This window comes from Streptomyces sp. NPDC059455, from assembly GCF_042750115.1.
Lineage (GTDB): Bacteria > Actinomycetota > Actinomycetes > Streptomycetales > Streptomycetaceae > Streptomyces > Streptomyces endocoffeicus.
In genome coordinates, this window is sequence record NZ_JBHYVB010000105.1 from 24,727 (window position 1) to 39,077 (window position 14,351).

7 protein-coding genes are annotated in these 14,351 nt (G+C 72.7%); 5 read left to right on the top strand and 2 right to left on the bottom strand.

The window, feature by feature from the left end:
- Positions 1-608 precede the first annotated feature (608 nt).
- Both ACFXB5_RS31420 and ACFXB5_RS31425 read left to right on the top strand, forming a co-directional pair.
- Positions 609-2,696 (top strand): asparagine synthase-related protein, encoded by a 2,088-nt coding sequence (locus ACFXB5_RS31420; RefSeq protein ID WP_385214076.1) that lies wholly within the window; start codon positions 609-611, stop codon positions 2,694-2,696.
- Positions 2,697-3,024: 328 nt separating this feature from the next.
- Positions 3,025-6,927: a BTAD domain-containing putative transcriptional regulator gene (locus ACFXB5_RS31425; protein WP_385214093.1), complete on the top strand. Its 3,903-nt coding sequence runs from the start codon at positions 3,025-3,027 to the stop codon at positions 6,925-6,927.
- Between the two features lie 261 nt (positions 6,928-7,188).
- On the opposite strand, the gene ACFXB5_RS31430 is transcribed toward ACFXB5_RS31425, so the two are convergent.
- Positions 7,189-7,914 (bottom strand): TetR/AcrR family transcriptional regulator, encoded by a 726-nt coding sequence (locus tag ACFXB5_RS31430; RefSeq protein WP_044572074.1) that lies wholly within the window; start codon positions 7,912-7,914, stop codon positions 7,189-7,191.
- A 321-nt stretch (positions 7,915-8,235) separates the two neighbouring features.
- On the opposite strand from ACFXB5_RS31430, the gene ACFXB5_RS31435 reads away from it, so the two are divergent.
- Together ACFXB5_RS31435 and ACFXB5_RS31440 are read left to right on the top strand one after the other, a co-directional pair.
- Positions 8,236-9,591 carry an NAD(P)/FAD-dependent oxidoreductase gene (locus ACFXB5_RS31435; protein WP_385214080.1) on the top strand — a complete coding sequence of 452 codons (1,356 nt, stop codon included), beginning with the start codon at positions 8,236-8,238 and terminating at the stop codon, positions 9,589-9,591.
- A 235-nt stretch (positions 9,592-9,826) separates the two neighbouring features.
- Positions 9,827-11,797 carry a SpoIIE family protein phosphatase gene (locus ACFXB5_RS31440; protein ID WP_385214083.1) on the top strand — a complete coding sequence of 657 codons (1,971 nt, stop codon included), beginning with the start codon at positions 9,827-9,829 and terminating at the stop codon, positions 11,795-11,797.
- A 128-nt stretch (positions 11,798-11,925) separates the two neighbouring features.
- Here ACFXB5_RS31440 and ACFXB5_RS31445 read toward each other — a convergent pair whose 3' ends face one another.
- Positions 11,926-13,236: an MFS transporter gene (locus ACFXB5_RS31445; RefSeq protein WP_385214096.1), complete on the bottom strand. Its 1,311-nt coding sequence runs from the start codon at positions 13,234-13,236 to the stop codon at positions 11,926-11,928.
- A 159-nt stretch (positions 13,237-13,395) separates the two neighbouring features.
- On the opposite strand from ACFXB5_RS31445, the gene ACFXB5_RS31450 reads away from it, so the two are divergent.
- Entirely contained in the window at positions 13,396-13,947 is a 552-nt protein-coding gene (locus ACFXB5_RS31450; RefSeq protein ID WP_385214084.1) for a MarR family winged helix-turn-helix transcriptional regulator, read from the top strand.
- The last annotated feature ends 404 nt before the right edge of the window (positions 13,948-14,351 follow it).

Sequence of the window (14,351 nt, forward strand, 5' to 3'; positions counted from 1 at the left end):
ACCCCCAAACACCACCGAGCGCCCCACCTAATTTGGGTTTTATACCGCACCCCGCGGGGGGGCCCCCGGGGGGGGGGGGGGGGGGGCCGCCCCCCGGGGGGAAGCCCTCTTCCGCATGGATCGCGCCCCGATTCGGCATGGATTCCGCCCAGTTCTCCCCGGGAGCGGTGAGCCACCTAGCACATGCCGCGGATGTCGCCGTGTGCGGTGGCCGCCGCGGCACGGAGCGGTAAGGCCCCCGTGTGGTCTGCGGATTGGCGCTCGGCCGGCGCTCTTTTCGTGCGCCCCTTCGTGCGCCTTTTGTGCGCCGCTTCGCACACTCATCGATGCCCTTGCGCTCTTGTGCGCCCCAATCGTGGCAGCATGGGCCACGGCGGAACGGTGGGTCGCTACCGGCGGTGGTTCCCTCGGCGGGCTCCTTACGGATGCCTTCGTGAGAGGCGCCACCCCCTGGGATCAACTCTGCGATTCCTGCGTTCATCTGTGGTCACAGGACATCCAGGAGATCCATGTTGTTGTCCGGTTCGATGCCGAAACCGTCAACATGCTGTGCATGATGGCACCTACTTCTTGGTTGCCCTGGATGCCCACAGCCTGTGGAGGCGGCGATGCGGTGGTTGGTGGGGTGGAGCAGTACCGCATCCGGCCCGGTCTCCTCGGAGGGCCGTGCGATCCAGCCGGTCGGTGCCCAACTCCTGTGGTCCGACCCCGATCCGCTGTGGGCGGTCGGCGACTGGCGGCCCGATGAAGTACGCGTCGTCCAGACCGACCCCTTCACCCGCCTCGCCGTCTTCGGCTGCTGCGGCGCCTCCGACGAGGAGCTGCGGGTGGGGCTGTTCGCCGCCCGCGGCGGCGCCCTGCGCCATCTGACCGCCTGGCCCGGCAGCTACACGGCCGTGGCCCAGGCCGGCCGCCGCGTCACCATCGTCGGCGACCTCGCGGGCGCCCGGCCCGTCTTCCACACCGACTGGGGCGGCGGCACGGCCTACGCCACGGCCGCGCTCCCGCTCGCCGACCTCATCGAGGCCCAGCTCGACGTCGGCCACCTCGGCGCGCTGCTCGCCTGCCCCGACTCCCCGGAGGCCATGGGCGACGGCACGCCCTATATGGGCGTCAGACGCGTCCCCCCGGGCCATGCGCTGATCCTGCGCGACGGCGCCCGCGACATCACCGGCTACGAGCCCACCGCGTCCCTCGCCGTCGCCGCGCCCCCACTCGAGCAGGACAAGGCCGTGGACGCGGTCCGGGACGCCCTCGTGGAGGCCGTACGGGCCCGGCTCACCGCCCCGCGCCACGCCCCCGAGACCGATGACCTCGACCCCGGCCCGGTGCCCGGCATGGGGCCCGCCGAGCGGCGGGCCGCCCGCGGCGCCCCGGCCCCCGGCATCGGCGCCGATCTGTCCGGAGGCAGCGCCTCCGCCACGCTCGCCCTGCTCGCCGCCGGTCTCCCAGGGATGCCCGGCACCCTCTTCGGGCACGGCACCGAGGCGGGCGAGCGGCTCCTGGCCGTCACCTTCAACGACCTCGCCACGGCGGGCGGCGCCCGCACCCGCGAGGCCGAACTCGAACGGGCCGGAGCCATCGCCGCCAATCCACGGCTGCACCATGTGGTCGTCGCCGCGGGCGAGGACGCCCTGCCGTACGCGGGCCTCGACACCGGCGCCCTTACCGACGAGCCCGGCCCCTCCCTCGTCATCGCCGAACGCCACCGGCGCCGGCTCGCCGCGGGCAGCGCCGACCACTTCATCGGGCACGGCGCCCGCCAGGTGCTCGACGCCCACCCCGCACGCCTCGCGGACCTGCTGCTCGACCGCCGCAGACGCCACCTGCTGCGCCCCGCAACGGCGCTCGCCAAGGCCGACGGCCCCTCCGCGCAGTCCTTCTTCGTGCCCTTCACGGTCTACCGGGCCGCCCGACGGCTGGCCCGCACCTCCTACCGCGACGGCGTCCAAGAGGCCGCCGCGCGCCTTATGGAGCGCCACTTCATCGACGAGCAGGCGCTGCACGGCCCCGGCGCCGTATCCGCCTCCCTCGCCGCCCTGACGTGGTGCCGCCCCGGGCCCGCCGCCCGCTGGCTCACCGGCGAGACACTCGCCGAGGTGTCCGTCCGGCTGGAGGAGGCGGCCGTGCGCCCCGTGCTGCTGCGCCGCCCCGGGGAGCGCCGCGCCGACGCCGCCCTCGCCCGCTACGCGGCGGACCACCGCGTCTTCGAGCAGGCCGCCGAGATCCGCAGCCAGCGCCTGCACGCGCCCTTCCTCGACAACCAGGTCGTACGGGCCTGCCGCGCGCTCCCCGAAGCGCTTCGGGTACAACCGGGGGCGCGCGCCGCGGTGCTGCGGTCGGTCCTCGCCGGAGCGGGCATCCGGGAGCTTCCCCCCGGCTGGGGAGCCACCTCCCACGCCGCCCACACCGCCGCCGTACGGACCGGCATGCGCACCTGGACGGGCGAGCTGATGACCCTCTTCGACGCGCCGCTGCTGGCCGACGCGGGCCTGATCGAGGCCCGTGTCGTCCGTAAGGCGCTGCGCGCCGCCGCACAGGGGGAGCGGCTGCCCCTGGACGGCCTGGCCGAGCTCGTCTCCACCGAAGTCTGGCTGCGGCGCCTGCTGGCCCGCCGGGGCACCTGCTGGACGGGCACCGCGGCGCCACGGCAGCGGGCGGTGGCGGGCGGAGTGGTGCCGCGGCCGAGCCTGTGACGGCTTCCGCACCGGGGCGGCATGAGGCGGCCGCCCTGTGACGTCTCGCCCCGGGGAGTCCTTGAGGGGCATGGCCCTGACACTCAGGGAGCCGGGGTGACCGGGGTGCTTGCCCCTCGCGCTCAGGGAGCCGGGGTGCTTGCCCCGCGCTGGAACTCGGCGTTCTTACGGGGGCGGGAACCCAGCGTTCTCACGGAGGGGGAATCCAGCGTTCTTACGGGGAACGAGAAGCCGGTTTCCTTACGGCGGACGAAAACGAATGGACCCCTCCGCCGCCACTCCGCACCATCTCCCCAGCGGCAATCCGCAACCTAGGAGAATGGCCCCTGTGCGGTATCTGATCCTCGGCACCACCGAAGCGCGCGACGACCACGGCGACCCGTTCCCCCTCGGCGGCCCCCGGATCCGCGCGCTGCTCGCCGCGCTCGCCGTAAGGGCCGCACGCACCGCCCCGGCCTCCGTCGACGTCCTGATCGACGAGGTGTGGGCCGACGACCCTCCGCATGACGCGCCCGCCGCGCTCCAGGCGCTCGTCGGGCGGTTGCGCCGGGCCATCGGCAGGGACGCCGTGGTCTCGTCACCCGGCGGCTACCGCCTCGCGACCGCCGCGCCCCACGACGACGTCGACCTGCTGCGCTTCGAGCGGCTGACGAACGAGGGCATACGCGCCCTGGACGCCGACGATCCCGAGACGGCCGCCGCCACCCTCCGTAAGGCGCTCGCCCTGTGGCGCGGCCCGGCCCTCGCCGACCTGCCGGACCGGGACGCGGCCGCCGCCCGCCCCGAGGCGCTCCGGCTGACCGCGCTGCACCGCCGGATCGACGCCGACCTCACGCTCGACCGCCCTACGGACGTCATACCCGAGCTGCGCGAGCTCGTCGCGGACCATCCGCTCGACGAAACGTTCCACGCCCAGCTGATCCGCGCGCTGGGGGCGGCCGGTCACGCCGCCGACGCCCTCGCGGCGTACGAGGACGTCCGCAGGATCCTCGCCGGCCGCCTCGGCACCGACCCGGGAGCTGAGCTGAAGGAGCTCCACAGACGGCTGCTGACGATGGACGCCGAGCCGGCCCACCAGGACCCGCGCGGCGGCGCTTCCACCGCGCAGGCCGCTCCGCCGAGGGCCGACGGCCATGAGGGGAGCGGGGGCGGAACCCGGGCGGACGGTACGGCGATCGACGGCCGCGGGGCGGCCAGGGGCGCGTTCGACGGCCGGGCCGGAGGCGGAGGAACAGACGGCGGGACGGGAAGCCGCGTCGACGGCCGGGAGGCGGGCCCGCGCACCGCCGTGCCGCCTCTCCCGCACGGCAACCTCAGAGCCCGCCTCACCAGCTTCGTCGGCCGCCAGAAAGAGATCGGCGACATCCTCCACGACCTGGAGGGCGCCCGGCTGGTCACCCTCACCGGCCCCGGCGGCTCCGGTAAGACCCGGCTCTCCGAGGAGGCCGCCGGAGCCGTGACGGACGGCTACCCGGACGGCGTCTGGATCGCCGAACTCGCCCCGCTCGACCAGCCCTCCGCCGTCCCCGGCGCCGTCCTGAGCGCGGTCGGCCGTCGGGAGACCATGCTGCTCGCCTCCGGGCTCGAGAGCCGCACCACGAGCGCGGACGGCGGGGATCCGGCGAGTCGGCTCGTCGAGTACTGCGCCGACCGCCGGCTGCTGCTCCTGCTCGACAACTGCGAGCACGTCATCGACACCGCGGCCCGGCTCGCCGAGACCCTGCTCGCGCACTGCCCGGGGGTAACCGTGCTCGCCACCAGCCGGGAGCCGCTGGGGGTGCCCGGCGAGACCGTAAGGCCGGTGGAACCGCTGCCGCCCGCCCCAGCCCACCAACTGTTCGCCGAGCGCGCCGCCACCGTACGGCCCGGCTTCGACCCGGCGGCGGACCCGGACACGGCGGCCGCGGTCGCGGAGATCTGCCGCCGCCTGGACGGTCTGCCGCTGGCGATCGAGCTGGCCGCGGCGCGGCTGCGGCTGCTGACCCCACGCCAGATCGCGGACCGGCTGGACGACCGCTTCCGCCTGCTGACCAGCGGCAGCAGAACCGCCCTGCCCCGCCAGCAGACCCTGCGGGCCGTCGTCGAGTGGTCCTGGGACCTCCTCGACGAGCGCGAGCGCACCGTGCTGCGCCGTGCGTCGGTCTTCGCGGGCGGGTGGACGCTGTCCGCGGCCGAGGCGGTGTGCGCGGACGACCCGCCCGGCGCGAGCGCCCTTACGGACGGCACGGACGGTACGGATCATACGGATCACACGGATCACACGGACGGCACGGACGCCGGTGGCGTCATCGAGGACGGCGTCGGCGTCCGTGACGCCCTTACGGACGCGACGGCGGGCATGTCGACCCTGGGCGACACGGTTGCGTACGCCGAGACGCGCACCCCCACGCGCTCTCATACGCGCCCCCACGCCAGGATCGCGCCCGCCGAGGTGCTGGAACTGCTCGGGGCGCTGGTCGACAAGTCCCTGCTGATCGTCGACCATCCGTCGCACGGTGCGGCGGCGGAGACCTCCGGTCCGGCGGGCGGCGAGCCCCGCTACCGGATGCTGGAGACCATCAACGAGTACGTCGGCGAGCGCGCCACCGAGGACCACGCGGCCCGCGCCGACCACAAGGCCGCCATGGCCCGTCACACCGCCCACTTCCGGGACTTCATCCACACCGCCGAGCCCCGACTGCGCTCCGCCGGACAACTGCCCTGGCTGCGCCTCGTCGAGACCGACCTCGACAACATCCGGGCAGCGTTGCACCGCTCCCTGACCACCGCGGACGAGGGCACCGTCTTCGCGCTCATCCGGGACTTGGCGTGGTTCTGGTGGCTGCGCAACTACCGGGACGAGGGCGCCGCATGGGTCGGCCGTGCCCTGGCCCTGGAGAGCCGCACCCACGGCACGGACGGTGAGACGGACCAGGCACCGGGCGGCGGCCACCCCCTCGACCGGTTCCCGCTCATCCCGGCCCGGGTACCGGACGGCGAGGACGGCGTCGACGAGGAGGCCACCCGGTACTGGCAGTTCATGGACCTGCGGCTGCTGCTCTTCTTCCTGCTCGTCGAGCAGGGCGCCGGCCCGGATCCGGCCGACCCCGAGATCCGGGACGCCGCGGTACGCATGCGCGACGCCTACGCGAGCCATTCAGGGCCCCGCAGAGCGTGTTTCCCGGGTCTGCTGTGGCCCTTCGCGGCCTTCGTCATCCAGGGCTTCAGCGGCGAGATGCTGCCGCTCATGGACCAGACCGTGGCCGACTGCCGGGCCCACGGCGACGACTGGGCGCTCGGCGTCTCGCTGATGTACCGGACTCACCTCGCCATCGACATGCCGGGCGGCGTCGAGAGCGCCGGCGACGACCTGGCCGAGCTGCGCGAGCTGGCCGCCCGCGTCGGCGACCGCTGGATGCTCGCCCAGGTGGAGGGCGCGCGTGGCGAGCTCGCCACCCATCGCGGCCGGTTCGGGGAGGCGAAGGCCGCCTATGAGAGGGCGACGCGGCTCGCGCAGGAGCTCGGCGCCCACACCGAGGTGCCGTTCCTCTACACCCGCCTCGCCGACCTCGCCGTCCACGAGAGGGACGTGGAGGGCGCGCTGAGGCTGGTGGAGCGCTCCGAGGAGGAGGCGGAGCGCTGCGGAACCCAGGACGTGCTGGCGTTCAACGACATCGTGCGCAGCGAGGCCGAGCTGGTACGCGGTGATCTAACGCGGGCCAGGACGTATTGCGACGCCGCGCGACAGCGTGCGCTGCGCGGCACCTCGCCGCCGCAGTTCTGGGTCGTGGCCAACGGCCTGGACGCCCGTATCACCGGCTTGGAGGGCGATCTGGCCGGCGGACTGCGCAAGCTGCGGAACACGCTGCGCGAGGGCCTCGCGGTGAACTCCATGGAACTGCTGCTGGCCCATCAGGCGGAGGCGGCGGCCGAGTTCCTGGCGGGATGCGGACAGGAGCGGTTCGCCGCGCGGCTGCTGGGCGCCGCCGACGGCTGGCGCGGTCGGCTGCCGCGCTCACCGCTGGTGGCCGGGGACGTCGGCGCGACCGCGGCGCGCGCGAGCGAGGCGCTGGGCCGGGACGCGGTGGAGAAGCTGCGCACCGAGAGCACGACCCTGACCCCCGAGGTGGCACTCTGCCTGCTCGACGAGGCGCTGAGCTCTCTCGGCGCCGCCGATGCAGATGCCGCCCATGCCGACGTCGCCGATGCCACTGATGCTGATGCCGCTGTCTCTGACGCCGCCGATGACTAGGCCGACCCGGCCGCGACCACTGACCAGGCCGAAACCGCCGACCGGACGCAACCGCCGACGTGGCCCAAAAACCGCCGACCGGGGCGCCGCACCGCCGCCCGCCCGCTGACGCGGGCACGAGCAGCAGGTGCGACGTCCCGGCCGACCATCACATGTCGTCACTCGTACGGAGGAGGCGAGACGCGCCGCTCACCCCCTGAAACCGACACGCGAAGACGAGCACATGTCTCGCTCCGGGGCCGACGGCATCAGCCGACGGCATCACCCCATGGGGCGCGACCGCAGCCCGTCCAGCAGGATGTCCAGCAGCCGCGCCGAGGCCGCCGCCTGCTGTGCCGCGTCCGGCAGCGAGGGCGCCGCCGTGGCGATCACCAGCAGCACATCGGCGACCGTCACATCCGGGCGAAGCTCGCCCGCGGCCCGTGCCCGCTCCACCAGTTGCCCGACGACCTCCAGCAGCGCCGCGGCGCCCGCGTCGTCCGGCTCGTCCTCAGCGACCATCGGCCGCTCGACCAGCCGGAGCTCCGGCTGAGCCGGTGCGGCTAACGCCGCCTGCCGCTGCTGCGGCAGCCGGATCTCGGTCTCCACGTCGACCCCGACCCGCAGCACCTGCGGCGGCAGCAGCCGGCCCGCGCCGGACGCCACCGAAGTACGCAGGAACCGGGCCAGCGCCGACCACGGCTCGTTCTCCTGACCCAGCGCCGCTCGCGCCTGATCGGTCAGCCTTGCCGTCTCCTCCTCGGCTATCCGGCGCACCAGCACGTCCTTACTGGGGAACCGCCGATAGACGGTGCCCACCCCTACCCGCGCCCGGCGCGCCACGTCTTCCATCGGAGCCCCGTACCCCAGCTCACCGAAGACCTCGCGCGCCGCCCGCAGGACGTGCTCCAGATTGCGCTGCGCGTCCACGCGCAGCGGTGTGTTCCGTCCGCCGTTTCCGTCCGACGACGCGACGGCTGCGGACCATGACGAACCCTGAAGGTGCATAAGTGATCCCCCGGTAATGATGTCTCCCCCCGGAGACTCCCCGCCCAGACTGTCGAGGCAGTCACAACCCCGACGAACTACGAACATAGTTGAGCGCAGGTCCAGAAAGAAGAGGGTAGCTCGGGACAGAACGCCCCCCGATCAGAGCAGCAGACCACCTCTTTCCGGCTATCCGCCCCCTTGCCCCCACCTATCCCGGGGCTGACCTGCGGACATTTCGTACGTGTAACCGATTCCGCGGCTCGGGGCGGGGCGAGCCGTCCGGTCACACAATTCGCCGGGCCTGTGGACAAACCGCGGTCGCGCGTGCCTCATGGGAGGGTGAAGGAACCAGCGCGCATTCTCGTTGTCGGTGGTGGCTACGTCGGGATGTACACCGCGCTGCGCCTCCAGCGGAAGCTGAAGCGGGAGCTGAGGCACGGCGGGGTGCAGATCATCGTGGTCGACCCCGAGCCGTATATGACCTACCAGCCATTCCTGCCCGAGGCGGCGGCCGGATCGATCTCGCCCCGCCATGTGGTGGTGCCGTTGCGGCGGGTCCTGCCCGACTGCACGGTCGTCATCGGCGAGGCCACCGCGATCCACCACGGCAAACGCACCGCGACCGTGAGAACCCTCGCCACGGAGGAAGAGGGCACCGGCACGGTCGACATCCACTACGACGAGCTGGTGCTGGCCCCCGGATCCGTGTCCCGCGCCCTCCCGGTCCCCGGCCTCGCCGAGTTCGGCATCGGCTTCAAGACCGTCGAGGAGGCCATCGGCCTGCGCAACCACGTCCTCGAACAGCTGGACATCGCCTCCTCGACCCGGGACCCGGACGTCCGCGACGCGGCGCTGACGTTCGTCTTCGTCGGCGGCGGATACGCGGGCGTCGAGGCACTCGGCGAGCTGGAGGACATGGCCCGGTACGCCGTCCGCTACTACCACAACATCGCCCCCGAAGACCTGAAGTGGATCCTCGTCGAGGCCACCGACCGGATCCTTCCGGAGGTCGGCGAGGAGATGGGCAAGTACGCCGTCCGGGAGCTGCGCGGCCGCAATGTCGACGTCCGGCTGGAGACCCGCCTGGACTCCTGCGCCGACCGGATCGCCGCACTGAGTGACGGCTCGCGCTTCCCCACCCGCACGCTCGTGTGGACCGCGGGCGTCAAACCGCACCCGATCCTCGCCTCCACGGATCTGCCCCTGAACGAGCGCGGTCGGCTCAAATGCACCGCGGCGCTCCAGGTCGAGGGCGTGGAGCACGCCTGGTCGGCCGGGGACGCCGCGTCGGTGCCCGATCTGACGGCCGACCGGCCCGGTGCGGAGTGCGCCCCCAACGCACAGCACGCCGTGCGCCAGGCCAAGGTCCTCGCCGAGAACGTGGCCGCCGCGCTCGCGGGTCAGCCGCTCACGGACTACGAGCACAAGTACGCGGGCTCCGTGGCCTCCCTGGGGCTCCACAGAGGCGTCGCACACGTCTACGGGCGCAAGTTGAAGGGCTACCCGGCGTGGTTCATGCACCGCGTCTACCACCTCAGCCGGGTGCCGACGTTCAACCGTAAGGCACGCGTGCTGGCCGAATGGATTCTGTCGGGGCTGTTCAAACGCGAGATCGTTTCGCTGGGGTCGCTGGAGAACCCGCGCGCCGAGTTCAAACTCGCCGCGGACACCGGTCGCCATCCCGGGGCCAGTTGAGCCGATCGGGGCGGAGCCGGGAACTCCCCTCCCACGATCGGCGTCTCACGGATGTCAGTCCGGTCGGCCACACTGGTCGTGTGACCATGGGTGGGCTCGTATCTGCAAAGAGTGACAATCGCGAGGATTCGGAAGTTTGCTGCATTCCCCTGGGGGTCGTCCCCCGCACCCGCACCCATCTCCCCGATCCCGCGCCGGCGCGCCGCTCCGCCACCACCCCACGAGGTAATCCGCAGTGAACTTCACGCGCTGGAGCGCCCGGCTCCCCCGAACCCAGCGACGCATCGCCGCCCGGGCAGACCGCGGTGCGCGGCGGCCGAAGCCCGCGGCCGCCGCGGGTGGCGGCTCCGTCCCGGCGGCCCGCGGCGAGAGCGCCGACCCCGCGGGGCGCGGTGAGCCTCCCGCCGCCGCCCCTTCCGGCGCCGCGCCGCCCGCCGCCGTCCCGACCCTCGACGGGCTGTCCGCCCATGACCTCCTCGGCCAGGTGCCGGCGCTGGTCGCGGTGGTCTACGGCCCCGAGCACCGCATCGCCTATCTCAACGACACCTATGTCGAGCTCTTCGGCTCCCGGACCCCCGGCACACCCGCCGGCCAGGCCCTGCCCGAGCTGAGAGAGCTGGGGCTGCTGCCGCTCATGGACCAGGTCCTGCGCAGTGGCAAGCCCCGTACGGTCAAGTCCCGGCGCGTGCCCGCGGGCGGCCCGGCGACCACGCCCGGGCCGCGGCAGGAGGGCGCGGCCCCCGGCCCCGGCCGGTCCCGCCACGGCTACTACACCTTCACCTGCTCCCCGATCGAGATGGCCGCGCCGAAGGCCGTCGCCCCCGCGCGGCCGGCGGACGAGCAGGCGGGGGAGGGGGCCGTGGACGGAATGCCCGTGGACGGATCGCCGGTGGACGGCTCGGTCCGGGAAGGCGTCGTCCGTAAGGCCGTCGCCGCGCCGGAGGCGGTCGCCACCGAGACCGTCGCCACCGCCACCGCCACCGACACCGACATCGGCACGGCCACCGAGCCGGTCCGCGGCGTGCTCGTCTTCGGCGCCGACGTCACCGACCAGGTCGAATCCGCGGAGCGGCTGCGCGCCAGCGAGCGCCTCCAGCGCGAGGCGGCCGTCACCCTCCAGCGCAGCCTCCTTCCCCAGGGGCTGGAGCAGCCCGACGATCTGCGGGTGGCCGCCACCTACCAGCCCGGCGGCACGGACGCGGCGGTGGGCGGCGACTGGTACGACGTCATCACCCTGGGCGCCGGCCGCACCGCCCTCGTCATCGGCGACGTCATGGGCCGTGGGGTGCGGGCGGCCGCTGTCATGGGCCAGCTTCGTACCGCCGTTCGCGCCTACGCCCGGCTCGACCTCCCGCCGCACGAGGTGCTGCAGCTCCTCGACGGCCTGGCCGCCGAGATCGACCCCCACCAGATCGCCACGTGCGTCTACGCCGTCCACGACCCCAACGAGAACCGCCTCGTCTACGCCTCCGCGGGCCATCTGCCGATCCTGGTCCGCGACCCGGACGGCACCGTGCGCCGCGCCTCCGAGCCCACCGGACCGCCGCTCGGCACCGGCGGCTGGCTGCACACCACCGGCTCGGTCCCGCTCGGCCCCGGGGCCAGCGCGGTCCTGTACACCGACGGTCTGGTGGAACGGCGGGACAAGGACATCTACGACGGAGTGGCCGCGCTCGAGCGCGTCTTCGCGGGTGCGACCGGCTCGCCCCAGGTGATGTGCGACCGCCTCATCAGGGCCCTGGGCATCACCGCGGAACACGACGACGATGTGGCGGTGCTGGTCCTCCAGCACCCCGCCCGTACAGGGCATGACGCGGAGCTCTTCCACAACGCCGCGCTCGAGCTCCTCGGCGGGGTGGAAGCCGCACCGCGCGCCCGGGCCTTCGCCTCAGGGGTCCTCGCCAGCTGGCGCTTCCCCATGGAGCTGCGCGATCTGGGCGTGCTCGCCGCCAGCGAGCTCGTCGCCAACTCCCTCCAGCACGGCACACCGCCCATGCGGCTCCGGCTGCGCCGCACCGATCGCCGCCTGATCATCGAGGTGACGGACGGCGATGAGCATCTGCCGCGCCGCCGCCGGGCCGAACCGGTGGACGAGGCCGGACGCGGTATCTCGATCGTCGCGACCATCGCCTCGGCCTGGGGCTCACGCCGCACACCGGGCGGCGGCAAGGCGGTGTGGTGCGAGTTCGCCCTGCCGGTGGGCTAGCACCACGGGGTCCGGCAGTACGGGCCTGAGCGGGGACACGACCGCCCCCGACCGACAGATCGCCCTGGCACGGCGGAGCCGACTGGCTCCTTCGCCGTGCCAGGGCGATGGCGGAATGTCCGGCCGGCTCAGGCCGCGGTGGTCACCTCGTCCGACGAGGCCGCTCGCGGCGCGGGCACCGCGGCCCCGGCGACCGCCCGCAGCGGGTTGTCCTGCTCGGACGTGAGCCGCTTGCCGAGCAGCAGCGCGAGCGCGGTGATGCCGAGCGAGCAGACGACCAGCGTCACGATGTACGCCCCGTACAGCCCGGCGCCCGCCATCAGCCCGCCGGCCGCCGGACCCACCGCCAGGGCCAGCTGCTTGACCAGTGCGAACGCCGAGTTGTACTGACCGAGCGCCGACGGCGGTGCCAGATCGGCGACCAGCGGCGCGATGGTCGGCGACAGCATCGCCTCACCGAGCCCGAAGAGCGCGTACGCCGAGATGATCGCGGTGACGCCGACGGCCTGGCTCCCGGGCATCAGCCCGGCGGTCCCGGCGGCGCACCACGCCACCGTCCAGACCAGCCCGACCAGCGCCATCACCCGGCTGCGCCGCCGCCGCTCGACCAGCTTGAGCACGACGAACTGCGCCAGCACGATCGCCGCCGTGTTCGCGGCCAGGGCGATGCCCAGCATCGACGGCGATATCCGCGCGACATCCACCGCGAACGCCGACAGCCCGGACTCGAACTGGCCGTAGCAGGCGAAGAACATGACGAAGCCCAGCGCACACAGCTGCACCATGGCGCGGTGGCCGAGCAGGGCACGCCAGCCGCCGGAGCCGCCGAGCCGCTCATCGGCGGTCGGCACCGGGTCGTCGAACACCGGCGTCCGCTCCAGCCTTACGGTCGCCACCGCCGCGCCGAGCACCAGGAACATCACCGCGTCGATCGCGAAGAGCCGCACAAAGCTCGAGGCGGCGGAGGTGTCCACCAGCAGCCCACCGAGCAGCCCGCCGACGCCGAGGCCCAGATTTCCGAGGAAGAACTGGGTGGCGAAGGCCCGCGACCGGGTGATCGGCGTCGAGCACCAGACGATCAGCGTGGCCAGCGCCGGCTGTATGGCCGCTATGCCCGCGCCCAGCACTCCGGCCGCGGCGATCACTAGTGACTCGCTCGACGCCAGGCCGAGCCCCATCGATCCGACAGCGGCGGCGACCGCGCCCGCGACGGCAACGGACAGCGGCCCTCGCCGGTCGATCACCCGACCGATGAAGGGCAGCACGGCAAGCGCGGCCACGGCGAACGTCGCGAGCACCATGCCCGCGGTGTTCGAACCGAGGTCCCGCACCTGCGCCACATAGACGAAGAGGAACGGGACTGTGAAGCCGTTGCCGAACGCGCTCAGCGCGTTGCCCAGCTGGATACGGCGCAGCGCTGCGCCCATCGCGGTGGTCACACTCACCTACCTAGGTCGAGGAGGGTCAAAGGACAACGGGTCTGACCTGCGGGTCAGCCCGGAGGATCGATGTCTGAAGACTTCGAAGCTAAACTTCAATGCTTAAGAGTACAGAGCGAAGGACTTCAGCGCCAATGAGTTTCGTGTCATACTCCTCATATGGCGGAGACCCCCGACCCGGACGACCTGCTGAGCCTCGAAGAGCAGATCGCGGCCTACCAGCGCGAGTTCCAGGGCCTGGACCCTCAGGTGGAGCAGGTCGTCAGCGCGCTCAGCCGGCTCACCCGGCGAATGAACGTCGCCTATGGCCGCCAGTCGGCCACGCTGGGGATCAGCAACTCCGAGTGGGAGGTCCTCAAGGTGCTCGTCCTGTCCGGGGCTCCCTACCAACTGGGCCCCGGCGACCTGGCCAAACGGCTGGGCCTCACCCCCGCCGCCATGACCCACCGCATCGACCGCATGGTGAACGAGGGTCTGGTCACCCGTGAGCGTGATGCGGACAACCGGGTGCGCGTCATCGTCGAGCTGACCCCGGACGGCCGGGAGAAGTGGGTCGAGGCGATGCGCCAGGCCACGGTCTTCGAGGCGGACCTTCTCCAGGACCTTTCCAGCGAGGAGCGCGGAGCCCTCGGCGAGATGCTCACCCGCGTGCTGCGCCGGGTGGAGGAGGACCAGCCCGACGCCGAGGGACGGCTGAGCGACCTCGACTGAGGCATTTGGCCCAGCCGAGGTTGACACGGGTCCGGGCGATCCGTAATGTACTCCGAGCTGCCACGGAGCCGTAACGGTTTTCTGAGGTCAGCACTTGAGCCGCACCGGCGGCAAACCACTACTGCACGGCCCCTCATCGGGATGGATTTCGGCATGCCGGAATTCGGACCGGGGAACTCGATTATGAGCATCCGGGGGAATCCGCTAAAGTAGTGGACACGCCGGAAGGCGCGAAAGACCCCGCTCCAGCAGGGGGCCGGAAACGGAATTCGGATCGGAAACGACCGGAAATCGGATCTGGTAAGGTTGGAAACACCGAAGGGAAGCGCCCGGAGAAGCCGGTGAAACGGTTTCGAAGGAAGCGTCCGTTCCTTGAGAACTCAACAGCGTGCCAAAAGTCAACG